Origin of the sequence: Bacteroides hominis (assembly GCF_033042785.2) — a bacterium.
Classification (GTDB): domain Bacteria; phylum Bacteroidota; class Bacteroidia; order Bacteroidales; family Bacteroidaceae; genus Bacteroides; species Bacteroides hominis.
In genome coordinates, this window is the sequence record NZ_CP178829.1 from 3,868,050 (window position 1) to 3,892,447 (window position 24,398).

The 24,398-nt window shown below is 50.0% G+C and carries 19 protein-coding genes; 4 read left to right on the forward strand and 15 right to left on the reverse strand.

Going from position 1 to position 24,398, the window contains the following annotated elements; translation table 11 throughout:
* The first annotated feature begins 30 nt into the window (after positions 1-30).
* From cbiE to cbiD, 3 genes are read left to right on the forward strand one after another with little or no spacing between them, the layout of a single operon-like run.
* Positions 31-1,269: a precorrin-6y C5,15-methyltransferase (decarboxylating) subunit CbiE gene (gene cbiE, locus R3O62_RS16270; RefSeq protein ID WP_317472756.1), complete on the forward strand. Its 1,239-nt coding sequence runs from the start codon at positions 31-33 to the stop codon at positions 1,267-1,269.
* Positions 1,266-3,065 (forward strand): precorrin-4 C(11)-methyltransferase, encoded by a 1,800-nt coding sequence (gene cobM / locus R3O62_RS16275; protein WP_250746326.1) that lies wholly within the window; start codon positions 1,266-1,268, stop codon positions 3,063-3,065. The genes cbiE and cobM overlap by 4 nt, the downstream gene beginning before the upstream one ends.
* Position 3,066: 1 nt before the next feature.
* Positions 3,067-4,968, forward strand: a complete 1,902-nt coding sequence (gene cbiD / locus R3O62_RS16280) for a cobalt-precorrin-5B (C(1))-methyltransferase CbiD (RefSeq protein ID WP_317472757.1) — start codon at positions 3,067-3,069, stop codon at positions 4,966-4,968.
* A gap of 6 nt (positions 4,969-4,974) precedes the next feature.
* On the opposite strand, the gene R3O62_RS16285 is transcribed toward cbiD, so the two are convergent.
* The 12 genes from R3O62_RS16285 to R3O62_RS16340 form a co-directional block, all read right to left on the reverse strand.
* A complete protein-coding gene (locus tag R3O62_RS16285) occupies positions 4,975-5,679 on the reverse strand; it encodes a DUF421 domain-containing protein (protein WP_330221641.1) in 705 nt (234 codons plus the stop codon).
* Positions 5,680-5,960: 281 nt separating this feature from the next.
* Positions 5,961-6,860 carry a DUF4906 domain-containing protein gene (locus R3O62_RS16290; protein WP_317472780.1) on the reverse strand — a complete coding sequence of 300 codons (900 nt, stop codon included), beginning with the start codon at positions 6,858-6,860 and terminating at the stop codon, positions 5,961-5,963.
* A gap of 117 nt (positions 6,861-6,977) precedes the next feature.
* Complete coding sequence (locus tag R3O62_RS16295) at positions 6,978-8,027, reverse strand: BF2992 family fimbrillin-A clan protein (RefSeq protein ID WP_032531028.1); 1,050 nt, start codon at positions 8,025-8,027, stop codon at positions 6,978-6,980.
* 10 nt (positions 8,028-8,037) lie between these two features.
* Positions 8,038-10,149 (reverse strand): fimbrillin family protein, encoded by a 2,112-nt coding sequence (locus R3O62_RS16300; protein WP_317472758.1) that lies wholly within the window; start codon positions 10,147-10,149, stop codon positions 8,038-8,040.
* A 126-nt stretch (positions 10,150-10,275) separates the two neighbouring features.
* Positions 10,276-11,295 carry a hypothetical protein gene (locus tag R3O62_RS16305; protein ID WP_317472759.1) on the reverse strand — a complete coding sequence of 340 codons (1,020 nt, stop codon included), beginning with the start codon at positions 11,293-11,295 and terminating at the stop codon, positions 10,276-10,278.
* A gap of 138 nt (positions 11,296-11,433) precedes the next feature.
* Positions 11,434-12,987, reverse strand: a complete 1,554-nt coding sequence (locus R3O62_RS16310; protein ID WP_317472781.1) for an Mfa1 family fimbria major subunit — start codon at positions 12,985-12,987, stop codon at positions 11,434-11,436.
* A complete protein-coding gene (locus R3O62_RS16315; RefSeq protein ID WP_317472760.1) occupies positions 12,974-14,026 on the reverse strand; it encodes a FimB/Mfa2 family fimbrial subunit in 1,053 nt (350 codons plus the stop codon). Before R3O62_RS16315 ends, R3O62_RS16310 begins: the two co-directional genes overlap by 14 nt.
* A 175-nt stretch (positions 14,027-14,201) precedes the next feature.
* Complete coding sequence (locus R3O62_RS16320; protein ID WP_317472761.1) at positions 14,202-15,848, reverse strand: Mfa1 family fimbria major subunit; 1,647 nt, start codon at positions 15,846-15,848, stop codon at positions 14,202-14,204.
* Between the two features lie 24 nt (positions 15,849-15,872).
* Positions 15,873-17,273 (reverse strand): hypothetical protein, encoded by a 1,401-nt coding sequence (locus tag R3O62_RS16325; protein ID WP_317472762.1) that lies wholly within the window; start codon positions 17,271-17,273, stop codon positions 15,873-15,875.
* An 8-nt stretch (positions 17,274-17,281) separates the two neighbouring features.
* The gene (locus R3O62_RS16330; protein ID WP_032537105.1) at positions 17,282-17,839 is read right to left on the reverse strand and encodes a DUF3575 domain-containing protein; all 558 of its coding nucleotides are present in this window, start codon (positions 17,837-17,839) and stop codon (positions 17,282-17,284) included.
* Positions 17,840-17,874: 35 nt separating this feature from the next.
* Positions 17,875-18,249 (reverse strand): hypothetical protein, encoded by a 375-nt coding sequence (locus tag R3O62_RS16335; RefSeq protein WP_005806387.1) that lies wholly within the window; start codon positions 18,247-18,249, stop codon positions 17,875-17,877.
* A gap of 390 nt (positions 18,250-18,639) precedes the next feature.
* Entirely contained in the window at positions 18,640-19,587 is a 948-nt protein-coding gene (locus tag R3O62_RS16340) for a Tsr25 family tyrosine-type DNA invertase (protein WP_317472763.1), read from the reverse strand.
* A 206-nt stretch (positions 19,588-19,793) separates the two neighbouring features.
* Between R3O62_RS16340 and R3O62_RS16345 the strand changes: the two genes are divergently transcribed.
* Positions 19,794-20,168: a hypothetical protein gene (locus R3O62_RS16345; protein WP_005806391.1), complete on the forward strand. Its 375-nt coding sequence runs from the start codon at positions 19,794-19,796 to the stop codon at positions 20,166-20,168.
* 112 nt (positions 20,169-20,280) lie between these two features.
* On the opposite strand, the gene R3O62_RS16350 is transcribed toward R3O62_RS16345, so the two are convergent.
* The 3 genes from R3O62_RS16350 to R3O62_RS16360 all read right to left on the reverse strand — a co-directional run bounded on the left by R3O62_RS16350 (position 20,281) and on the right by R3O62_RS16360 (position 24,397).
* On the reverse strand, positions 20,281-20,847 hold the full coding sequence (locus R3O62_RS16350; RefSeq protein ID WP_032539245.1) for a hypothetical protein: 567 nt from the start codon (positions 20,845-20,847) through the stop codon (positions 20,281-20,283).
* Positions 20,848-21,104: 257 nt separating this feature from the next.
* Positions 21,105-22,682, reverse strand: coding sequence for an ATP-binding protein (locus R3O62_RS16355; RefSeq protein WP_032539244.1), 1,578 nt, complete (start codon positions 22,680-22,682; stop codon positions 21,105-21,107).
* Between the two features lie 161 nt (positions 22,683-22,843).
* A complete protein-coding gene (locus R3O62_RS16360) occupies positions 22,844-24,397 on the reverse strand; it encodes an ATP-binding protein (RefSeq protein WP_195316709.1) in 1,554 nt (517 codons plus the stop codon).
* Between the last annotated feature and the right edge of the window lies 1 nt (position 24,398).

The following is a 24,398-nucleotide window of genomic DNA, read 5'->3' on the forward strand; positions in this document are numbered from 1 at the left end:
GGAGAGAAAACCCATTAGAAACTTAAAGACATGACAGATCACCATCATCCCACCCAATTCATTGTCATCGGTCTGGACGACAGCCCTGCTCCTTATCTCCCACCCTCGATACAGGCACTGATACGCGAGGGCAAGGTCTTTTCTGGGGGCTTGCGTCACCATGACATCATCTCCGCCTTCCTTCCCGAAGGGGCGGAATGGATCGATATTACTGTCCCTCTCGACGCGGTATTTGCCCGTTACGAGGCCTACGACCACATTGTTGTCTTCGCTTCGGGCGACCCGCTCTTTTTCGGATTCGCCAATACCATCCGCCGGCGTTTGCCCGAGGCGGGGATACAACTTTATCCTACCTTCAACTCCCTGCAAACACTGGCTCACCGGTTAGTCATGCCTTATGACGACATGCGCACCGTATCCCTCACAGGGCGTCCCTGGCATGAATTTGACCGGGCACTGATAGAACGCACACCGAAAATGGGCATTCTCACCGACAGGGAACACACCCCTGCCGCTATAGCCCGACGTATGTTGGACTATGGCTACACTCATTATACGATGTACGTCGGCGAACATCTGGGCAACCCGGAACGGGAACGTATCCGCCGGCTGGAACTTCAAGAGGCGGCAGAACTGACCTTTGAATATCCCAACTGCCTGATTGTCCATCAGTACCCCGACACCTATACTCCCACTAACCCCGGAGCGCGTATAAGTCTCCCTCCACTCGGAATCCCCGATGAAGAGTTCGAACTGCTGGACGGGCGCACCAGGATGATCACCAAAGCTCCCATCCGTCTGCTTACACTCAGTGCGCTGGAACTGAATCGCCGCGTCTCTTTCTGGGATGTCGGTTTCTGTACCGGCTCCGTATCCATCGAAGCCAAACTGCAATTCCCGCACCTGCACGTTACCTCCTTTGAGATCCGTCCCGAAGGACAAAGACTGATGGAGGTCAACAGCCGGCGTTTCGGCACTCCGGGCATCACCATCCTCATTGGTGATTTCCTTGAAGCCGATCTCGACACCATTTCCCGCCCCGATGCCGTCTTTATCGGCGGGCATGGCGGACATCTGAAGGAGATGATTGCACGCATCTCCCATTACCTCCTTCCGGGAGGATGCATTGTCTTCAACTCCGTATCCGAAGAAAGCAAGTCGCTCTTTTTCGAAGGGATAAGAGAAGCCGGACTCCGGCTCCTCAGCGGAACAAGAATTGCCGTCAATGAATACAACCCCATTGAAATACTCAAAGCCGAACAACAATGAAAACAGCTATTATCGTAATATCAGAAGCCAGTATATCCATGGCGAAAACCCTCAAGCAGGAGCTACCTGAGTCTGAAATTTTCTCTACCATCGCAAATGCCGACTGCCGGCATATCCCGGCCCTTCAGGAGGCAGTTCCACAACTGTTCCGCGACTCCGACGCACTTATCTTTATCGGGGCGATGGGCATTTGTGTGCGTGCCATCGCTCCCTGCATTGAAGATAAGAAGACAGATCCCGCCGTGCTATGCGTAGACAGTACGGGACGCTACGTCATTTCCGTACTCTCCGGACACGTCGGCGGTGCCAACGGACTCACCCAATATGTGGCAGGCATTCTGGGTGCCGAACCTGTCATCACCACCCGTAGCGACCGCACCGGACTCTGGGCACTCGACACCCTCGGAAAGAAATACGACTGGCAGGCAATCCCCAGCGAAAACTGCGACATGAACCACCTGATCTCCCTTTTCGTCGACTGTGCACCGACTGCCCTGTTACTCGATATTCGTGACGAAGGCACTGCCCAACTGGAACACACCTTGCCGTCACACGTAGATGTGTTCTATAACTTCAAGGACATAGATACCGGCAGATACCGCCTGTTGCTGCTCGTCACTCCTTATTTGTATGAAACTTCCGGCATGCAAGCACTCTACTATGTACCCAAAGTGCTGCACATGGGTATGGGACTGGCACGCAACGCCGGCCCGAAGAATGCCGTCATCACCCGCCTGATGAACACCTTACTGGAGGCAAACATCATACCTGCCGCCATTCGGACCATCTCCTCCATTGAAGAGAAAAAGCATGAAGAAGTACTGAAACTGCTTGCCGATGCTTATGAACTGCACTTGTACACAGCCAGCCAACTCAGCCGGGTAGATGTACCTACCCCAAGCGAGGTAGTCGATAAATACATGGGTACGCCCAGCGTGTCCGAAGCCTCAGCCTTGCTGACAGCCGGAGGCGGCCCGCTGATTCTGCCGAAGCAGAAATGTGAGAACTTTACCGTTGCCATCGCCCTGGACAGCGCAGCCGTACGCCAAGGGCACATCGAAATTGTGGGAGCCGGTCCCGGCGATCCCGAACTGATTTCGGTACGCGGACGCCGTTTCCTTGAAGAAGCCGACCTGATTCTCTATGCCGGTAGCCTCGTCCCGCGCGAACTGACCGAATGTGCCAAAGCCGGAGCCACCATACGCAGTTCGGCGTCCATGACTCTTGAAGAACAGTTTGCCCTGATGAAAGAGTTTTACGACCGCGGACAGCTGGTAGTCCGCCTGCATACGGGCGATCCCTGCATCTATGGTGCTATCCAAGAACAGATGAACTTCTTCGACCGATACGGCATGCGTTATCACATCACTCCGGGCATCTCGTCATTCCAGGCCGCGGCCGCGGCCTTACAATCACAGTTCACCATCCCCGAGAAAGTACAAACCATCATCCTCACCCGAGGCGAAGGACGCACGCCCATGCCCGAGAAAGAGAAACTCAACCTGCTGGCACGTTCGCAAAGCACCATGTGCATCTTCCTCAGTGCGGGTGTGATCGATCAGGTTCAACAGGAATTACTTGAACATTATCCTCCCACTACCCCCGTTGCCGCTTGTTATCATCTGACGTGGAAAGACGAACGCATCTATCGTGGCGAGCTGAAGGATCTGGCACAAATCGTAAAGGAGAACAACCTGACACTGACCACCATGATTGTCGTAGGCGACGCTATCGACAACCGTGAAGGATTATCACGCCTGTACTCACACCAATTCAAACATCTATTCCGTAAATAAAATGATACTGATATTAGGAGGAACAACCGAAGGAAGGAAGGTCGTCGGCATTGCCGAAGAAGCCGGAAAACCTTATTACTATTCAACCAAAGGAGACGAACAGGAAATCAGCCTGCAACACGGAATACGGCTCACAGGTGCGCTGACCCAGACCACCATGAAAGCCTTTTGCCGAGAGAACGGTATCCGCCTGCTGGTGGATGCCGCCCATCCCTTTGCAGAACAACTGCACGCAACGGTCACCGCCGTTTCACAGGCGCTCGGCATCCCTTGCGTTCGGTACGAACGCATGTATGATGACCTGTTCAAGCTGTTTAATGAAGAGATGTACGATGAATATCCGCTCAAATTGAGGGAAAAGTACGAAGAACTGTCAGAGTTACTCAACGAAGAAGGTATACATCGGGTACTTGCCCTGACCGGGGTCCAGTCCATCCCCAAACTAAAACCCTTCTGGAAGAAAAAGGAAAGTGAGTGTTACTTCCGCATTCTCGACCGCGAAAGCTCCCGCGAGATAGTCCGGAAGGCAGGCTTTCCCGAAGACCGCCTGGTCTATTATACTCCCGGCAAAGAGAACCTGCCCGAACTCCTCCGGCAACTCTCTCCGGAAGTCGTTCTTCTGAAAGAAAGCGGCGTGTCCGGAGGATTCTCCGAGAAAGTGAACATCATTACCGAACAGGGAATCCGTCTTTATATCCTTCTTCGCCCTTCTCTGCCCCCGTATGACCAGACAGTGAATGGAGTGAATGGAATGCGCCGTGCCATCGAGCACTTTCTGCCCGACTTCCTGCCCCTGCGCAGCGGACTTACCACCGGGACATGCGCAACCGCAGCCGCCAACGCAGCTCTGCGGAAACTCCTGTCGCCCATACCCGGAAATATAATAGAAGACGTTTCCGTTTTGCTCCCCAACGGAGAAAAGATTGCCGTCCCTGTCCATTCCGTTACCGGCTCGTTCACTGACCGGCGCATGGAAGTCTCCTGCACTGTGATCAAAGACGGAGGCGATGATCCCGATGTCACGAACGGGCTACCCATTGTAGCTACCGTATCCATCGATATTTCTGAAAAAAAGCTGCACACCGGAGGTGAGCGGCAACAGGTTATACAAATCCACGGCGGACAAGGTGTAGGTACCGTCACCCTACCCGGATTGGGACTGGAAGTAGGCGGACCGGCCATCAACACCACTCCCCGGCAAATGATTACAGAAAATCTGCTGCACATCCTTGACAGACACACCCCCGTGCCCACTGCCCCCATACATGTCACCATCTCTGTCCCCGGAGGCGAAGAGGTTGCCACTCGCACCTTCAATCCCCGCCTCGGTGTTGTAGGTGGCATTTCCATTATCGGCACCAGCGGTATTGTGAAGCCATTTTCTTCCGAAGCATTTGTCAATTCCATCCGTAAAGAAATGTCGGTAGCCCGGGCTACAGGTTCTCCCCGCATCGTCATCAATTCGGGTGCCAAGAGCGAGAAATACATCCGCAGTCTCTACCCTGAATTACCCTCACAGGCTTTCGTCCATTATGGTAACTTCATTGGTGAAACCATTCGGATCGCTGCCGAACTCGGCATCCGGCAACTCACGTTGGGGGTTATGATCGGTAAAGCCGTAAAGCTGGCAGAAGGACATCTCGACACGCATAGCAAAAAAGTAACGATGAATAAGGAATTCCTGAAAGAGATAGCCCGTCAGTCCGGGTGCAACACTGCCACTGTAACAGCCATCGAAGGCATCACGTTGGCACGGGAACTTTGGGAACTCCTGCCCGAAGCGGAACTTCAGGCGTTTTGTTCATTACTGATCGAACAATGCCATCGCCATTGCGACCCACTGTTGCCCGACGGAGAACTGACTATTCTGCTGATAACGGAAGAAGGGAAAGTGATTCGTTAACTGATTTTAATTACACACATCATTCTCTTCTTTGCCTATGATACCATTATCCGAGTTTTTCTTTGCAACATAGAAACCACGTCCGGGCGTCCACTCCACACAAAACAATTCACTGACGTCCGGATACCCCTGCCGGGCAAGATTATCCTTCAGCCACTCTTCCGTTTTACCGGCACTCTCCAATGAAGAATCCAGCACTGAGCCACTGTTTACGAAAAGATACGATTCCGATTTGGAATTGCGGGTCGATACCGTAAGTTGCCCGTTTGTTTCAAAGCGCACATCATCCACATCCATCATCGAGAAGATGCCATTCTCACGCAAAAGGGTACGGAACTGTTCCATTTCCAGCCCGTTTCGTTTAAATTCTTTCAGATTGATCTGACCATTGCGGACAATCATCACCGTATCTCCCTTTATAAGGCGACGCAACGTTTTGAAACGAAGCAGATAGCGAATACCCATGTTGAAACAGGTCCACACCCCCAAAGAGAAAACGAGTTGCCATGCCGATACATCGGGACTATAGATAACACCTCCGACGAGCGCACCCAGCACAAAAGCATTGACTGAATCAAGAGGAGTCAGTTGCGCCATCTGTGTTTTACCGGAGATACGAAGAAAGAAGAGCACGCCCAGCATGCCTACCACTATTTTGACTATAATACTGTTTGCGGATTTGTTCTTAACTGTGTCAGTCCCATATAAAATATAATTATAGTCTCCTACTCTATTTACTATCAGGATTTTCGGATTCTTCCTTATAAGCTTACACCTCAAAAATAGAAGCTTTACTGACGACAAACAACTATTTTCTCTTATCGAATTGCTATTTCTTCTGACTACCCCATTAATTTTTTAATATGAATGATAACCGATATAAACCGAGCAAGTCCACCTTTCCCCACCGGGAAAGCATGGACCTGCAACAAACAAAACAAGCAAGGGGAAGCGTCTGTCGCAGATAGCTTCCACACGATTAAGATATATGATTATTCTAAAATGATATTGAATGTATAGTTATTGTTTCGGCGGAGAGAATAGTCATTGATATCACTCCTGCCCAGATCAATGATTTTTGTATACTCAGTCCCCCCTTTCGTTGCTTTTATTTGGAGTTGCGTGCGTTCATCCCGGTTTGTTCCTGTGGTTACATTCTCCGCCATATAGTAATAACGATAAGAAGAAGCTGTTCCCAATGTTCCGGTGGTGATCACCTCTTCCGTATAATCACCGCTTTCCGGTGCCAGATACGTATCCGAAGGGAATAGATAACCTTTGGTCTGCGCCCGCTTCAATTGAATTTTCACGTTGCTGAATACTCCTGCCGCCTTGGCCGAAACAGCTATGTTGAGCCTGCATACCAGACGTCCCAATACCACATTCACAGCGGTGGTTCCGGCAGTAATCTCTCCTTCATAATAGCCGAAAAGACATACATTCCGGTCCGCACTCCGTTCTTTCATCCAGCCCATATCTACCACCAGACTTTTGAAACCATTCAGGTTATCAGGCCACGCGGGAGTCTCCGCATCTGTCAGATTGCCTACTATGCAAAGGGTGCTGCGCCCGGTCCTCAGTGCGACTCCTTCAAGCGTTGTATTGAGCACCGGTGTGGTCAGCACTATCCGTTCACTGCCGATCAGGATACCTTCACGGTCAAACTGCAGAATCCACAAATTACCAATCAGGTTTTCATAATCGGGTGCCATCGGCTGCTCCGCACGGGTAACCGCATCATTGGTAAAAGAAGCGGCAGTGAGCCCAACCGACACTTTTACCACGTCCTCTTCCTGATCCATCGGTTCATGGGATATGCAGGCACCCAACGTAAGCAGACAAACACTAAAAACGATATATCCGAATCTTTTCATGGGACTATTATTAAGTATTACTCTAATTTGTTCATTTCACCACAGATTACACAGATTAACACAGATTTATAATTTATCTCGTTGATATCTACGATTAAAAGTTCTGCGTTAATCTGTGTAATCTGTGGTGAGCTCTTATGTATCCATTTCCACATTTTCCGTCCACGAACGGTTTTGCCAGGTCAGTACAGTCACCCCGTTACTGATCTTCACCGTAGCGGTATAGTTATACGAATGCCCTGCTGTCAGATACAAACCGGTCAGTAACATCTGATACTGAGTGGGGTTACCATTCACTTTCAGATTCAGCAACACGCTGATAGAGTGCGAACGTGCATCTGTGGGCAATATGCCGGTATGTGCCATCAGGCTGTTATCGGCATTTTGGGTGGCTTGTGTGATACGTACCGATGCACTCTGGTCGCCCACTTTCACGGGCAGCACCTCTCCATTCACCCAGTCAAAACTGGTTGTATTGTCCAGTGGTTGCTGTATGCCACTGATTTCAATTCCTTCGGCAAGCATCTCCAAGGAGTGTACGCCCTCACCCGCTTTGACAGTAAACTGCATCCGTGCCGTCTGGTTGATGATGGGGGGCAGATACAGGGTCTGAACATTGTTCAATGTACCCCCTTCATCAATTTTCGTAATGGTCACCGCTGTCATGGCTGTTTGCGTATACCGGTCGTCGGTCGCAAGCAGATATTCTCCATTACCGATATTGACAAAACCCTTTGAGTTTAAGGCCTTGGCAGGTGACAGGATTCTGAAGTAATAAGTACCCGCCTTCATATAAAGAGGAGTGCTGCTTGAAGATATTACCGTCCCGTCGTCGTCTACCTCGCAGGGATAAAGCAAACTGCTGCCTGACGTACCGGCGTTACGTACCAGATAGGCTTTGGAATACTCTTCCATTAAGTTCTTGGTATTATCATATACCACCAGTCGTATCGTACTCCCGTCTTCCAGCAGATAAATCGGTTTATCCTGCAATGTTTCACTATCCTGTGCCGTTGCACGGGTACGGACCGAAGGAAGCATAGAAGCGTAATATCCGCCGGCAATGGGATTCACCTGTACCAGTTCCTCCGTATTCTCCTCTTCGGGAGAGGCAGGGACACATGCCGTACAGAGCAGAACCATGATTACATACAACCAACTTTTGAAGACAATCATTCTTTTCATACTTACCATTTTATTGTGAAGTGACATCCCGCACACAACGGACGGAAACGCCGGCAGCCCTTGGCGTGTCATATACCGCAAAGTAGCGACGACTATCATTGCCCGTATATTTAAACGAAGCAGCATACATATAAGCACCGTTAGGGGTCGATGTCGCATATACTACCTCAGCACCGGCATTATACAGTGCCGCTTGATTGGGATAAATATAACCGGAAACAGGCAGATTGATAAAATCACTGGGATGCACCCAATCATAATCCGTATTACAGGTATTTATATTCAGGTCGGCATCTTTATCACATGGAAACCTCGAGATTGTAACATAGGCGCGATAGCGTGTTCCATAATCCGTTACAGACTGATTGTCTCCAACCATCCCCACCGTCCACATCAGGCGATAAGCTTGTGAAGTTCCCTGATACTTAATTGCATAAATGACTCCATACGGTGCACCACTTGCCCGTTGGCATACATAAACTGTTCGGGCACCTGCCTCCGGGTCATTCGAAGCAACTTCCCTCCAGGACGTTCCGCTATGTTTTGCAAATGTCAAGTCGCCATATTTCTCTGCCGTAGGCATAATTCCATCAAAATCCGCCTTAGTAGGCACGCGCCAGCCCGTCGGACAAGGGTCATTCTTTGTGTTCTTCCAATAAGTAGAACTGGTAGCGGCAGTATTATCCCAATCACCACCGATCATAACGTAACTAAATGTCTTACCGACATCTCCCGGATTAAGCGCTAAGGTTCCCACCGCAGGCCGCCCGACAGGAGCATCGTTTTCATGTCCCACTATCTGTGGGTAAGGTTTTGCACCCCCGTCTCTATCAACCATACTTTTAGGTCTTTGACGCGTCACTCCGTCACTTCCCCTATAGTTTACTGTTTTAGGCAGATAATATGGAATACTTCTTCCCATCTGATACACATATCCTCTGGCTCCTTCCCATCCCTCGGCGGTTGTCATATCCGCACTGGTAGCTCCGAGATTCCGGTCCATCCACATTAGGCCGTTAAAAGTCAGGGGTTGCCCCAGATATTGCGAATCATCATCATGTTCGATCCAATCGTACCGGCGGGGAATAATAGTAATAATCTGTACATCACTGTTAGTGATCGTAATGGTGAGTGTATACTCGTAATTAGGCAGGAAGCGGAAAGGCTCCGTCACGGTTTGACCACTTTCATCTTTCTGAACGTTCCCGTCATCTCCCATAACCGGAACACGAATTTCATACGTATCCGTTCGATCTCCACTGTTCGTTCCCGTCGTAGCCACTTTTATTTTAAGTCCCTCCGCAGCCGTGGTTAGAGTCGGGAATATCAGGCATTCGGCAGCCGCACTGCCCGATTGCCCGTCTGTAGTTACAGGCTGCACACTTTCCGTCACAGCTTGAGAGAATCCGCTGCCCAGAACCGCACGGTCACTTTTCCCTCCGGTATGGCTGTATTCTCCGGTCGAAAGCAAGAGCGCTCCTTCGCTATAATCACCGACAGAGATACCCTGCAACCGGATATCTTGCAATACATCCGTATCCGTTGAACCGCTTTCCGGCTTTTGCTTCACCACCTCAAACTTCAACTTAGACAAAGTATGCTTGAAGGGTAAGGTAATCACTCCCGAGTTGATACCCGATTGTCCTGTCAGTACAGCACGGCGCAAGTCGGGCAATACTCCTCCGGTAGAGGAAGTGACGTTGCAAACAGGTACGCCATCTGCTTCGGAACCGCATACCGGCAGAGTCGTATTACCGTATGTCAGTGCATAAAAGTCGAGGATTCGGCCTTCAAAACGGTCTTCGTCAGTATCTGTACTCAGATATTCTATCTGATGTGTGCCATCCGCATTCACGACCTCCGTGCCTTCCTGCCCATTCATCGTAGAGAGTCTGCCGCTCCACGAACTCCCTATAAGTCCGTATAGCCGGTATTTAGTGCCGACTGTAAAATGATTCACCGACACATCTCCCGCACGGGTGATGGCCTGCTCTTCACTCGAGGAGAGTGTAAAGCTGTCACCACCCTGCGCAGGTATGTGTTCCTCTTCGGGAGTGCAGCCGGTAACCAGTGCAGCAGTCACGGCTACGGTTGAAAGAAAGAATCGTATTATTGTTTTCATATATTCAGCTCTTTTTATTTAGATTCACCACAGAGGACACAGAGGGCACAGAGTTAGAGTATTTAAGTTTACAGCCCCTCCCCTGTTCACCATTCCCTGTGTTCATCATTCCCTGTTCATCTACGTTCATGGAACCGGTTCAGGAAGCACCACGGGGATGGTCATTTTTCCTCCATCCCCCCACTCTTTCTCTTCGCCTTCCAGCGTAAAAGAGTCGATATCAAAATTGAGAGTGGTTCCATACGACTCTCCGGCTTGCAACTGAGTTACCGGGACTCCGGATTGATCCATGAAATTCAGGTTGCCATCCAAAACAGGAAAGCTTGCCTTTCGCGCTCCAGTCGTAAAATTTACATCCTTGGCCACATCCGCTGTCAACGTAAGCCCCGGTGTACCCACAGAGGAAATATCGGTCAGCAAGTCGTTCGTCACACAGGGTATCAGATAGAATACCGCAATTTGCGTATCCTCCGTACTCAATATCTGACCGGGATGATCGATAACCAAATCGGCGGAAGCCGGAGCCCCTACATAGTGTTTCACCCCCGTATCCCATTTCACCCCTCCGCACACTAAGCGTGAGGGTACTGTCAACTTGAGGTTCTTGACATACAGCTTACCGACCGTGTTGTCCGTACGCCTTGCCTTGAGCACGATGCGTACAGTGGCATGCGCGAACTCCAACGCCCGTCCGAAAGGTTGCTTCCTGCTGCCCGTAACTCCATTCGGAGTAACCAGCACATCGGTCAGCCCTGCTCCCGAAGACGGTAACGAATAGGTGCTGTGACCATCTGCCATAGTCATGGACGAAGGGCAAAGTCCCATCGCCACCACCCGGGAGTTATCAGCCGGATAATCCGTTTCCGTATTATAGGGTGCATCGGCGTAATCACCGATCCCCCCTGCCGGAGTGGAGGTTTTATAAGGAGAGCCCAATGTCCCCGCACTGAAATCCGTCTCTTTCCAGAACAGCAGTAGCGGAGTGCTTTCGCCGCCTGCCACCCCATCCGTACGGGTGAGAGCTACCTCCATGGGCATCTCCTGTTCGTACTCCCCTTCTCCGGATGCACACGAGGCAGACAGCAGACACAGGCAAAGCAGCAGGCATGCCCGGCAGAATCCACTCTTTTTTTCTTCTTTATTCATAGTTGTATGCTTTCTTTTTCAGCTTTCACCACAGAGCAACACAGAGGGCACAGAGAACATATTTTTCTCTTCAATACCCTATAAACAAGAGATTAAAACTTCGTGTCGCTCTGTGGTGAATCATATTTATTTTCCTTTCTACGTCGGCCTGACTGTGATTGTATTACCCGAACTCGTCACCCAGTCCGTCACTTTCATCGTGGCACGCATCGGTTGCGGCAAAGCGGCCGAAGGCAGGCTGAACCGGGTAATACGCAGCAGATAATAACGGTTGCGCAAAATGCCGGAAGCCGCACTGAAAGCGATTGTGCCGTCGGCAGCAGTTGCGCCGTCTATATAAGTGTAATAATAACCGATCCCGCCTTCGTAAGCGGTAAAATCAGTACGTTTCAGGGTACCCGCATCGATGGCGGCCTTCATGCCCGCATAGCTGTAATAGTCACTCCCGTTGGTAAAGTAAGTGCCTGTCGCATGTGCTTCCGCCTCGGCAAGTGTCGTCGTTGCGGGCAAGTAAGTACCGGCATCGGCAGGAGATGTCAGGGTTTGCGTGGTTCCGGCCCCGGTAATAATCTGTTTGGGGACAAACTTCGCCGCTACCAGCAGATGGGTAGCCACCAGGCGGGGAATCTCCGCTTGGGTTGAACTGAGCGTTCCTGTCAGATCCAGCCCGCCTTCAAGAGAGGCGGTAGAAGTGGCAGTCGTGTTCTCCGGACAATACAGTCCACCGGTATAAGCGCCGCTTGTCGAGGGGACAGTGGCCGTAGCATTGTACCGGGGGGCGTCATACGCTTCCGGAGCGCTACCTTCTGCCCAGACACTGCCCAAGGTACGGTAAGCGAATTGCTGTTCAGGCACATCGGGCGCCGACACATAATTGCCGCCACCATCTTTTACCACATACGGGTCTACTTCATAGTTAGGATCTTTCCCATCCGAAGGCGCATTCAGATACACCTTCCGGTTCACCGTATTGAGGGCATACCGCACTTCCGACAAACGGATCCAGCCCGGATCATCCGCCGGACGAGCCGCATGATCGGACATCCGTACATACGCCCCTCCGTCGTCCGTATAGGTATCGCACACCAGCAGTACTTTAGCCACCAACCTTTCGAGCGCGACAGGCGAGGCCGTAAGATCTATATTCACATCGGTACCCGCACTGACCGTTACGGCATCGGCGGTTTTTCCGGTCATGGCAATGCCCTCCGCCTGACGGGCAAACTGTCCGATCACTTCGTCATATCCATCTCCGGCAGCGGTATACAATCCCAGGCCTCCCGCCTGCCCGCAAATGGCATGCACCTGGCCGGGCAACAGATTGGCACCCACATAGACCTTCTTCCGTCCGGGAGCAGTCGGTATGCGGGCCTGATACACGTCCGTCGCACCACTTGTCGCGCCGTAAACCACTTCGTACTGCACATCATTCCAATCTTCGTTTCCGCTCCCGTCGACCGATACCAGAAAAACGGCGACAGAAGAGATCTTCTCCTCAACCGCTTCGCCCGCCGATACGGCCGCCCGGGTACTTGCTCCCGCCACCCGCACCGAGAAACGGACACACGCCGTCACCCGGTCCGTCCCTACCGGAGTGCCCGGCATATCGGTATCGTCGGAGCATCCACATGCCAGCAGGCAGAGCAGAAACCGAAAAAACAAGATAAATATGCTGCCTTTACAGTTGTGCATCATTCAGTCTGATAATCCATCCGTTAATGTTCAGCGCCTCCAGCCTTCCCATCGGGGTAAGGTAGAAAATCACGTTGAACTGATCTTCGTAATCAAGGTAATCCTGGTCGCTGAGCTCCACACCGCTGCTCTCTTCAAACAAAGGACGCGTCATCAGCAGATAATGCGTCAGGTCGACGTCCACTACTTTCTGTCCCGAGGTGCGGTCCGTCACCACCAGACGGGCCTCCTGCCCTGCCAGTAAGCGCAATGTATTCAAGCGGGCACGTGCCAGACTGACTTCTCCCGTACGGGTGGCCGCCGGTTCCGTTTCGGACGCGGACTCCGTATGGTAGGCGGCATAAGTCACCCGGTTGCCCGTTATTATCTCGTTATCGGCATTCAGGTGACCGTTATCCGCCAACAGGGTAAAGTCATAATCATCGGCATCCAGCCCCTCGCCCGAAGTGTCGTGCAGGGTGATGATGAACCGGTTGCTGTCCTTCAGCATCGGCACACTGACCGATGTCAGTTCCGAAGACTGTATCCGGCTCAGCCGGACATGCCCATACCACAGGTGTCCCAGTTCGTCGTCCTGACGTCCGTCCCCGTCACGTTCCAGCCAGAGGACCAACTCGTCACGGGTCGAACTGCCCGGTGTGAGCTGCGGTATCCGGTAATGCCGGTTGTCCCCTCCCGCCCAGAACACCAGTTCGTAAACATCTCCGTCTTTATATTCCAGTGGCAAGGTAATGATAGATCCGTTTTCAGTCAGCGATTGCCTGTTTTCAGTGTGCAGGCAGACAAACTGTCCCTGTGCGTCGAACACGTAGAGGGACAATGTGTCAATCTCGTCGGTGATGATGCCTATCCCGCTGCCGGGCTGTATCTGTGCATGCAATGCAGGCTGAAGACGAATACGAAAACCACTGGGACAGTCGCCGCGATCGTCCTTAGTCCACGAGCAGGCGGATAAGCCCGCCAACAGGCAAAACCATAAGAACGGCAGAAGCCGACTGCCGGAATGGGAGAAACAGGAGGTCTGAAAGTTATCGGACATGGTTGGAAAAATTTTATGATTGAACAGGGGGGGCACCACAGAGGACACAGAGGACACAGAGTTTTAAGCTCTTGTTTATAGGGTATTGAAGAGAAAAATATGTTCTCTGTGCCCTCTGTGTACTCTGTGGTGAAAACCCATCTCAAAGCAATTACTTTTTAGAGAAAACAGTGGGTTAACGTCCCAATACGGCACTATTCGCGCGTACTGTCCAAGGTTTGATACTTAACTTCACATTCAGCAATACGGTGGTCGGATCATCGGTTTCGGTATCGGTGATGATATCTTCGGTTACACCGTCTTTGCCCACACCTTGAATACCAGTGACAGTTACTTTATAGACATTGTTGCGGACAATGCCGAACTCCATCACGTCTTCTGCCACATCGTCCGAAGAGATGTGCTTGATCCAATACGGATAATAACAAACGAACTTGCCATCGGCACTCCCTTTTTTGAAGCACTGGACGTCGTTCTTCTTCAGGTCAGCAGGGGCACCACTGGCAGAGCTGGAAGTAGTTCCGTCCGCCAGCAATACGCCGGCTTCCTTCAGTGCTGCAATATCCTTGTAAAAGATGCCGGAATGATAGAAGATTTCAGACATGCTGGTAAATGTGGAGTTCTCTTCCACACCACCACTACCAGCCTTTTTTTGCATCATTTTACTCGGAGCTATTTCCGCTTTAAATACGATACCGGTTGTATATCCATTCTTCTGTTTATCCTTCAGCATCGTGTTTTCATAGCAGTAAGCGGCGACTTTGGTTTCTGCTGCACTGGAAGAATAGCTCGGCATACCCGTATAAGTTCCAGAAAAAGAACCGAAGGACAACAAGCCGAATGCGCCTGATCCTTGCAAATACCAGTCGGCATAGCTACCGTCTAAAGCACCGGTGTAAGTTTTACTATACGTTTTCGGATCTACCACATACGGCAATGAAGTGGTTGAGTTACCATAATTATCCACGGTCAAAGGACTCGTTGCAGAGCCTTCTTTATCCACATGACGGAAATAATATCCCTCTTTCCGTGCGTTGACTACATAATAGCCTTTCAGGGTGATATTCGTAATATTGCCGATAGCAGTCACTGTGGTAGAAAAGCTGGTATACACATTAGCGGCAGAAGCCACATTGGCTCCTCCCGCCGTCACCGTAATCTTTCCCATCATACGCTCTACCGTTGCCGCAATGGTTTGTTCCGGATCTTTGGTGATCGTCTGGGCAATATAAGGAAGAGTATTCGTTTTATCATTGTTGGGAGAACGGCTCGCCATCACCAGTCCGGCCTCCGGCACAGCGGCTATCACGCCCGTAGCGTCAACCGTTGTCTTTGCAAGGAAATCGGCTTCGGTCAAGCTATTCTTGCTGCCGTCAGTCACTCCATTGACCGTACCGTTCACCACAATGTAAATACGATAGTCTCCCGGTGTCAAGGCTGTTTTCTTACTGGTCCATACAATCGTTTTAGCGTCGGCAGTGCTGGCTGTCATTTGTGTAAACTGGTTGATGGAAATAATCTCTTTCAACTTAGCGCTACCAAAGCTACTACCCGTTCCTCCCGGAAACAAATACAGGTTGGCGGTCTTCACTTTGTATTCATCCTCCGAACCGACTTCAGTAGTGTTATCGTCAGTATCTGCCGTCGTACCGGCTCTTGTTTCCGCCACGCCGTTCGGCACGGCAATGGTCACTGTGGTATAAGCTCTCGCTTCTTCCGGATTCTCTCCGCCCGGGATGTCCGTATCGTCGGAACAGGCGGACCAGGTTGTCAGCAGCAAAGCAGCCAACCCCATCATACTCATGTACTTTAGTCTTTTCATTTCTTTTTATATTATGTGATACACTTATTGCGTTATACCGGTTGTCGCGGCCCGTTGTTCCGCATTCATCTTTTTAAGGTTCTCTTCCGCCTCCCGGTTTCCGGCTTTCGCCGCTCTGTGCAGCCATATCCCGGCCTCTTTGTCGTCTCCGCACAACAGATGGCATACTCCCCGTGCGTTCCACGAACGTTCGTCCGCCTCTACTGTTTTCAGCAGCCGGAATGCTTCTTCATAATCCCGCACCCGAATGGCAGCTATCGCACGGTTCACCGTATCCGCCACACTGTCAGGACGGTTGGCATACTCCACACGGATGTAGCAGGCATCGCGCAACTGCGGATAGAGCACATCCAGCACCGAACGGTACGGACGCCCTCCCGCCAGAGCTTTCAGCCTGTCGTTCCGTTCTTCCTCCGGATGGCTGCGAAGAATGGCAAGCACCTCCTCTTTATACGTCATGTCGCTTTCATTTACCAGTTCGGCCAGCCTGTCCCAGTCTACTCCCCCGGCATTCAGTTCAAACAACGATACAGGCAGGTTCATACGGCCCGAGAGAGCATGCCGCAAAGCCTCGGCACGTTTCGCCGACAACTTCCGGTTCAGCTCCGTCGCTCCTTCGGGCGAAGCATATCCGGTGATCGAGATACCTTGCAGGGATGCGCAACTGTCCGCACGCAGCAATCCGATGGCTTCCGTTATCCGGCGCAGATTTCCGGCATTGGCCGAGTATAGTGTATCCACCACTGCCGACGCCGCACGGAAACGAATACCGATGCCGCTTTCACGCAGGGGACGGCTGCCCGCCTCACACAAGAACGGATAGTCAGCCGCATGTTCCGCTACCGACCGGCTCACCTGCGGAGCAACCTCACAAACCGAGGGACGATAGGGCAAAGCCACCGGAAAAGCACCGGAGGAAACGACGCTCCCCACCGTCTGTACCCGGCAGCAACCTTCCCGGTCGATGTCGAGCCGCAGGTTCAAACCACTCTCCATCCACGGAGCATAGCGCAGCGTATCGGTATACAAGAAGGTATCTCCATTGCGGGCGGTCAGCCGATGACCCGCCTCACCGGCACTGCCTTTCAAGAGACGTTGCTGCCTCGCCCTGCGTGCCATGATGCGCCCCGTCACCACAAACGGGCTGAGCAACACGCTATCCGAGGCATTGCCCAGACAAGGGGTAATCACCCAGCGGTGACGGGCACGCACTGCGCGGGGGGCTATCTTTATGGCAAACGAGACATATACCTGTCCACCCGCACGCTGCATTCGGGCAGCAGTAAGGGCCACTCCTCCGGACGGCCCCGCCGCACGGGCAGACGGCATGCCGGAACACAGGGCAAAGGCCGCCAGGCAACAGGCTGACGCCAAAGCCTTCCGAAAGCATATTCTTAAACGGGTCGGTCGTATCTTCTCTTTCATAAAACTTTTCATTTTAGCATATAAATCAAGCTGACGCCCACACGGGTCGGTGCCAGGAAGTTTTTCTTATCCGCTCCCCGATATTCGCCACAGGCAGGGCAATTAAAGCGTTTGTACTCGGCATGTACCCATCCCGCGCCTACGGTAGCCTCCAGATTCCAGCGTTTGCCCAGCACCCACGAGTAGCCGTATGAAAGCCCTGCCATCACCGCCCATCCCTCGTAGCGGGAAGAGGCCGAATGGGAGACAAAAGGCAGACGCACCCGGCTCAGGTTGTACTCTCCCCCTCCGGCATGCACGCCCAGAAAATGCCCGTAGAACGATTGGCAAAGCCAATAGCGCGCCTCCCCCTGTGCCATCCAGAATTTCCACTTCCGGTTGTTCTCAAAGCTCCACGGACAGGCGCTTCCCGAAACATCGAGTGTCCATCGGGAGGCCAACGCCCACTCGGCGGCAAGCGAAGGAGCGGTCGCGACATCGTGCAGCAAATTAGTTTTAACTGCTGCCCTTTGTGCCAGCACGTTGCCCGAAACAAGCAAAAGCAATATGAATAGTTGTTTTTTCATTCTATTAGTTTATCTGAAACAAACCGGCAATCCGTTCATAAATCGGTCAGAGGTATCTCCGACAGGTAGACGCGGGTCATCTGGTTGATGATCCCTAACTTATGCGCGGCATGGTGATAGCGTGCGTACATTTTCTCACAATCCGGTTGATTGCAATTCAGATGTTGGTCCGTGGCTTCCATTACATGGAGCAGGGAAATTTGGAAGAGGGGACGGGTCAGCTCATAGATTTCCGGAGTGACATCACCGGCATGATCCGCCTTGACACGTATCAGCCCTGCGGATTCCAATTGCCCCAGAAGTTCGTCAAGAGGCTTACAACTACATTCTAATTCCTGGAAGTTTACTGTTTCCTGAAGGGAAATATGACGCAAGACAGATATGGCTGTCAAAGTTAACGGCGTAAGCATAAGCTATTTTGTTTTGTTGTGTGATCGTCCGTTACTTTGTAGGTAACGGCAATTAACATAAAATAGATTCGGATAGCGTTCCTGACAGAACACTGAGATTTAAATAATAAAAAACATCTGATGATGGCAATAGAATATTCATCCGCGTTAAATAACAGTAAACGTGGCCAACCCCTCTTATAGTTTTTTTAGGAGAAAATAGGGAAAACTAATGCAAAGCATGCATCTTTTTTAAAATTAATTGCCTTTTTTATGAAAAACTTGTCTTTTTATTTGTTTGTGTGAAAAATAATATCCAATTTTGCAGCAATAATTCATTGCCGTTACCTACAAAGTAACGGTCTATACACTTCTCTGATTACAAGCATAATACACTCTATTTTTCGTTTTTCAAACCGCATTCAGCACATACCGGATTATCTTCCTGTTTGTCCGATCTACTTCCCTATCCCCGAAAGGCTTCAGGTAAGTTTCGGTCACCTTCACCGAGGAGTGTCCCAACGCACGGCTGATAACTCCTACGGGAGTCTCCTGATGAAAAGCGACCGTGGCCCACGTATGGCGGGCGGTATATGAACTGAGCCTGCCTCCCAGTTTCAACTCCACCGAAACCCGTTCCAACTGCCGGTTCAGGTTACGCAGGGCACATTGATATTCCTGATAAGGAGTGGGATTTTTCTTTGTATGCCGCTTTCGGGTACGGGGTTGCCCCAGGATAGGCAGCAGATAGCTCGGATGGCAGTTCTCAGCCATCCTCCTGTTGATAATTTCCATCGCCTCATGCGGTACGGTGATGGTCACCTCCTGCCCCGTCTTGTGGCGGCAGTAGGTCAGCACTCCTTTATCGAGATTATTCCTGCGCAAGTGAGCCAGATCGACAAACGGAATCCCCCGGAGCATAAACATCAGCACAAACCAGTCGACGGCTTTCCCTAAAGCGTCTCCATCCGGATGTCCTGCCATCCGGATCATCCGCCCCACTGTCCCCGGACTGACAGCACGTTTCACGTCGGAGCGCGTACCGGTGTATACCTTATCGAAAAGCCCGGTCACATATCCCGGGCGGCCTTTCATCCCTCTGTTGTAGCCCGCACGCAAGGCACGCATGTAAGTTGATACCGTGTTCCAGCTCAACCGTTTTCCCAGCAGCCAATGTTCATACTTGTCCAGAAACACCGGACTCACCTCTTCGAATCCGATCTCCTCTTTTCCTGCACTCTCCCTAAGCGTACGCAGCATATTATGGTAGATACGCCGGGCCGGTTCACGCCCCTCTTCTTTGAGCCTTTCGATCTCCGAAATCATAAATACTGTTAATGTTTCATTCATCTTATCCATTGTTTTTAATTTACAAGTCTCCTTTAGATATAAATTGTGTAAATAGCCGGATAACAGAATCTATATCTTTACAAAAAACATCTAAAGAGACTTTGCAGAACAATCCCCGGGACGATATGCTATACTCTTTTTGTATATCTTTGCCGATCCTAACGTCGTTTTAACAAACATTGGCATCCGCCATCCCATACAAACCTCAAAGTAAAATGAAAAAGAGCATCCAGGACCTGAAAGAGTCATTAAGAAAGAAGGAAGAGAAACAACAGCGACTGCGTGAAAAAGAAGAATCGATAGAAAAAGACATCCGTGTGCTGCGCTACCTGATAGTTAGGGAGGAACAAGCCGCCTCACCACAAGCCCCCCGGAAACGAAAAATCACCCGAAAACAGGTAGGCAGCTTTTTCAGCCGGATCGCCCTATTTTATGAAGACCTGCAACGACGCCTGAACCTCCGCATCACTTACCGCTGCTTCTGCCGCTGGCTCTGCACCCGCTACGAGTTTGAGTCACGCTATCGCGACCGCCACAAGCTGTCGCCTTGCACGGTACTGGGATATTTTAAGAGAGAAAGGGGTGGATGAAGGGGAAGTAGCCTCTGCTCTTTAAAAGAGTAATGTGTTGTTGGGGAGTATATAAAAAAACGACCCGCCTATTTGAGCATTGTTACTTCTACACACGACGTATGAAAAGAGTTTATTTTTTAGGAAGGACATCAATATCTACTTTATCTTTCCCCTTTCCGGCCCATTGTCGACAATTTAAGCATCGAGTAAATGCATCTCCTACTTTTATTTTAGGACTATCCCAAGGATCTTTTCCTTTAACTATCGCTGGATATATGGTCGCTTGATTGATAAACCTAATGGCAGGCCCCATACGACTTATAGCTTTAGCCAATGCTTTAGGCTCAGCACAAGAATATGGAGTTCTAAATTTCTGATTTGTGTACTGATTAGTTACATTTTCAAAATTAGTACTAAACGGACTATTTTTAATTCTTCGTTCTGCCCAATGTGTAGCAGTATCTACATTAGTTGTTTCTGCATTTGCTCTATATTTATTGGATCTAACTTCTGCCTTACATGATAATTTAACAAACTGTAATATAGGATTATTACCTTTTCGTTGAACACTTTGCATAGACGCTATTAACTGAACCTGTGGATTTATACGATTATCCACCATATTCATAGTATGCGAAGTTCTTTTCACGCATGAACTATTATTCTGTTTTTGTATTTTTATTTGCTTTGCCTCCATAAATAATACGATTTTATTTTATAATTTCAGCATATCATTATTGTTTAGTCCATTAGTATTCGATATAAATATACAAAGAATTTTCAAAAGAAAAAATATTCATATAGAAAAAAACATCAATATACCCACCCTCCTATAGTTTATCCCTGCTTATCTTGCAGTTCACGAATCACTTCATCCACAACGTAAAGATCTCCATAAAGCCCGGCATCAGGATCATAAAAAGGTCCAAACCAATCATTTCCGGTAAAGAAGCATCATCCTCCTATCACCCACTCCCCAATATTCCGTTCTTCCTTCTCGAAGGCTACACCCACCTTCACTACTTTCCGCCCGTCCGCCTGATAGGGCAGCAGATATCCCTTTTCATCAATCTGCCTCAAGGCAGCCTCGGCGCTGTCGTTCAGCTTGAACTCAAACACGTAGATGTAGTCCGGTGTCTTCACCACCGCATCGGCACGCCCCCGGGCACTCCGGACCTCCGTCTCCGTAAACTGCCCCATAAGCTGGAAGACGAGGTAGAACACCGTCTGATAATGCCGCTCCGTGCGGTCGTTCAGGTCGTAGGGGATACCGGCAAAGAAGCAGCGCAGGCGCGTGAGGAAAGCGTCTACATCGCCGCTCTCCAACTCGCGGATGAACTTGCCAATATAGAACGAGGTGTCTGTCTGGGCTATAGGAGTGTAGAAGGGACTGACGAAGTTGAGGAAACCATATTTCACCTCCTCGTTGGGGAACCCCAGCGTGTACATCCGGAAGCGCTCGTCGTAGTCCTTAATCGTCAGATATCCGCTCTGATAAATCATGGGTATCGGATTGTTTATATCCGCGCGGTCGTCGCTCAGCGAAGCCTCATTCACCTCAATGCCCTCCATCTCCCTCAGGTCGAAATCGGTCTTCTGCAGCATCTCCACCAGGAAGGTGGGCGTGCCGCTCGCAAACCAGTAATTGCCATACGAACGCTTCTGCAAGGCACTCAACACGCTGAAGGGATTGTACATGGAGGTGAATTCCTCGTCTTTGGTGAACCGGTATCCGTCATATTGGCGAGTCAGCCGGTCCATCACCTGCCGGCAGGTCGCATTACTTTTCACTGCCAGGGCTTCCAATTCGGGAGGGAAGGTAGCTTCTATCTCCGCACGGGTCATGCCGCAGAGGGTGTTATAGTCGAGGTCGAAACTGATATCGTTCAGTTGGTTCAGATTACTGAAAATGCCCATTTGCGCGAATTTGGTCACTCCGGTGATGAAGACGAACTGCAACCAGGGGTCAGCACTTTTAAGCACGGTATAGAAAGCGGTCAGCGTCTCCCTGAAATCGTGTTGCAACTCCTGATTGTCGAACGAACGCAGCAAGGGTTTGTCATATTCGTCGATAAGCACCACCACGCGGCGCCCCGTCTGTTCGCAGGCGCGCCGGATGACGGTCATGAAACGTCCGGAGTGCGTAATGCCTTCCCCTCCCGTCCGGTATAACTCTTCCCACTGCCGCAACTGCCGCTCAAGTATATCGACCAGCCTCTCACGACTGTCATACTTCTCCGCATTGAGATCAAGATGCAGCACGGGATATTGCAGCCACTCTTTTTCCAATTTCTCGATAGCCAATCCGCGGAAGAGTTCCTTCTTACCTTGAAAGTACGCCTCGAAAGAAGAAAGCAACAGGCTCTTGCCAAAGCGGCGGGGACGGCTCAGGAAACAGGGATTACCCGCTTGAGCCAGTCGGTAAATCAATGCGGTCTTATCTACATAAAGGAAATTTTCGGAGCGCAGTTTCTCAAAACTCTGTATCCCTATCGGGAGTTTTCTAAGCGGGGCATTGATCGGTGTATCCATGGGGCATTGAAGTTAGTCTTTTGCAAATGTACACAATTATTTTTTAGATTCTCACACGTGGTTACAAGAATGTAAGGGATGCCACAATTGTCCCTTCTTTATTATCCTTATACCCATGAATACAAAGATAACATTTTCTTTTGTATTTTACGTATTGTGTCTTAAAATTCAACAATCCACTTTTCAATGTTGCGGGTTTTGGCACTGAAGTTTACACCAATCTTAAAAAGTTTACGGCTGTCTGCCGCAAAAGGTTGCGCATAATGTTTCTCGTTGATCTGGCGGAGAGCTTCTTCAGCGGTACCATCCAGTTTGAATTCCATCACATAAATAAATTTATCTGTTTGCAAAACGAGATCGATGCGCCCTTCACTTGTGCGATATTCCACATTGGTATAGAACCCCATTAACTTGAAGACAACGAAAAGCACATTCTGGTAATGAAGTTCCTGCTCGCGAATTATCTCGTAAGTGGTATCCGCAAAGAAACTTTGCAAACGGCGGAAGAAAGAGTCATAGTCTCCGGCGCGAATCTCACGGACAAACTTCTGAACTTCAAACGGAGCTTCTACCTTATCGGTATTCGCATAGTAGGGAAGCAGGAATTTCATGAACCCCTCCTCCACTTCACGGTTCGGGAATCCCAAACGGTAAATTCCAAATTCACGGTCATACCCCTTAATGGTAAGGTAACCGCTTTGATAAATCACAGGAATAGGATTGGTAGAGGAAGAGTCGATGCTGTTCAATACATCCGCATCGGTTTCCACATGCGCCATTTTATGAAGATCATAGTGATGCATCTGCAACAGTTCTACCAAATAGGTAGGAGTACCCGTTTCAAACCAATAATTTCCAAATTTCATTTTATAGAACGTATTCAGCAGGCTGAAAGGATTGTAAATGCCGATCGAATCTTCCACAAAATGATACCCGTCATAGCATTCCTTCAATTCACGGCACACCTCTTCATAACCCATCCTCTGCCTGTCGGCAAGTTCGTACAACTCTTGCTCCAGATTGGTCCGTATTTCCTCTTCAGTGATGCCGCACAATGCCACGTAACGTTCGTCCATCGACAAATCAATCAGATTGTTCAAAGCACTGAACACACTCACTTTACCAAACTTGGTGACACCGGTCAGAAAAGCAAACCGGATGTATCCATCCATTGTTTTGATGGCTCCATAAAAGGCTTGCAACGTCTTGCGAAACTCCTTTTGCAATTCTTCATCCCCGATGGATTGCAGCATAGGCTTATCATACTCGTCGACCAGAATGACTACACGATGCCCCGCCTGCTTGCAAGCACGCTCTATGACACCGGCAAAGCGCAGAGACAAAGAGCGCTCCGAAGGTTCAGCTCCATAGAGTTTCTCCCATGCCACAATGGCTTTCTCCAATATATCCTCAAGGCTTTGCAGTGAGTCATATTTCTCTATATTCAAATCCAGATGCAATATCGGGTGTTTTATCCATTCTTTCTCGAGCTTTTCCATCGCCAGCCCTTCAAAGAGCTCCTTTTTTCCCTGAAAATAGGCTTCGAGGGTAGAAACAAGCAAACTTTTTCCAAAGCGACGGGGACGGCTCAGAAAATAATAACTCCCGGTCTTTACCATTTGATAAACCAATGCTGTTTTATCAATATAGAAAAAGCCCTCTTTACGGATTTTCTCAAAATTCTGTATCCCGATAGGATAGATTTTATTGCTCATA

Coding starts and splice junctions, on each gene's coding strand:
- cbiE (WP_317472756.1), top strand. CDS start 31: ATGACAGATCACCATCATCCCACCCAATTCATTGTCATCGGTCTGGAC.
- cobM (WP_250746326.1), top strand. CDS start 1,266: ATGAAAACAGCTATTATCGTAATATCAGAAGCCAGTATATCCATGGCG.
- cbiD (WP_317472757.1), top strand. CDS start 3,067: ATGATACTGATATTAGGAGGAACAACCGAAGGAAGGAAGGTCGTCGGC.
- R3O62_RS16295 (WP_032531028.1), bottom strand. CDS start 8,027: ATGAAAAGAATGATTGTCTTCAAAAGTTGGTTGTATGTAATCATGGTT.
- R3O62_RS16300 (WP_317472758.1), bottom strand. CDS start 10,149: ATGAAAACAATAATACGATTCTTTCTTTCAACCGTAGCCGTGACTGCT.
- R3O62_RS16305 (WP_317472759.1), bottom strand. CDS start 11,295: ATGAATAAAGAAGAAAAAAAGAGTGGATTCTGCCGGGCATGCCTGCTG.
- R3O62_RS16310 (WP_317472781.1), bottom strand. CDS start 12,987: ATGCACAACTGTAAAGGCAGCATATTTATCTTGTTTTTTCGGTTTCTG.
- R3O62_RS16315 (WP_317472760.1), bottom strand. CDS start 14,026: ATGTCCGATAACTTTCAGACCTCCTGTTTCTCCCATTCCGGCAGTCGG.
- R3O62_RS16320 (WP_317472761.1), bottom strand. CDS start 15,848: ATGAAAAGACTAAAGTACATGAGTATGATGGGGTTGGCTGCTTTGCTG.
- R3O62_RS16325 (WP_317472762.1), bottom strand. CDS start 17,273: ATGAAAGAGAAGATACGACCGACCCGTTTAAGAATATGCTTTCGGAAG.
- R3O62_RS16330 (WP_032537105.1), bottom strand. CDS start 17,839: ATGAAAAAACAACTATTCATATTGCTTTTGCTTGTTTCGGGCAACGTG.
- R3O62_RS16335 (WP_005806387.1), bottom strand. CDS start 18,249: ATGCTTACGCCGTTAACTTTGACAGCCATATCTGTCTTGCGTCATATT.
- R3O62_RS16340 (WP_317472763.1), bottom strand. CDS start 19,587: ATGGATAAGATGAATGAAACATTAACAGTATTTATGATTTCGGAGATC.
- R3O62_RS16345 (WP_005806391.1), top strand. CDS start 19,794: ATGAAAAAGAGCATCCAGGACCTGAAAGAGTCATTAAGAAAGAAGGAA.
- R3O62_RS16350 (WP_032539245.1), bottom strand. CDS start 20,847: ATGGAGGCAAAGCAAATAAAAATACAAAAACAGAATAATAGTTCATGC.
- R3O62_RS16355 (WP_032539244.1), bottom strand. CDS start 22,682: ATGGATACACCGATCAATGCCCCGCTTAGAAAACTCCCGATAGGGATA.
- R3O62_RS16360 (WP_195316709.1), bottom strand. CDS start 24,397: ATGAGCAATAAAATCTATCCTATCGGGATACAGAATTTTGAGAAAATC.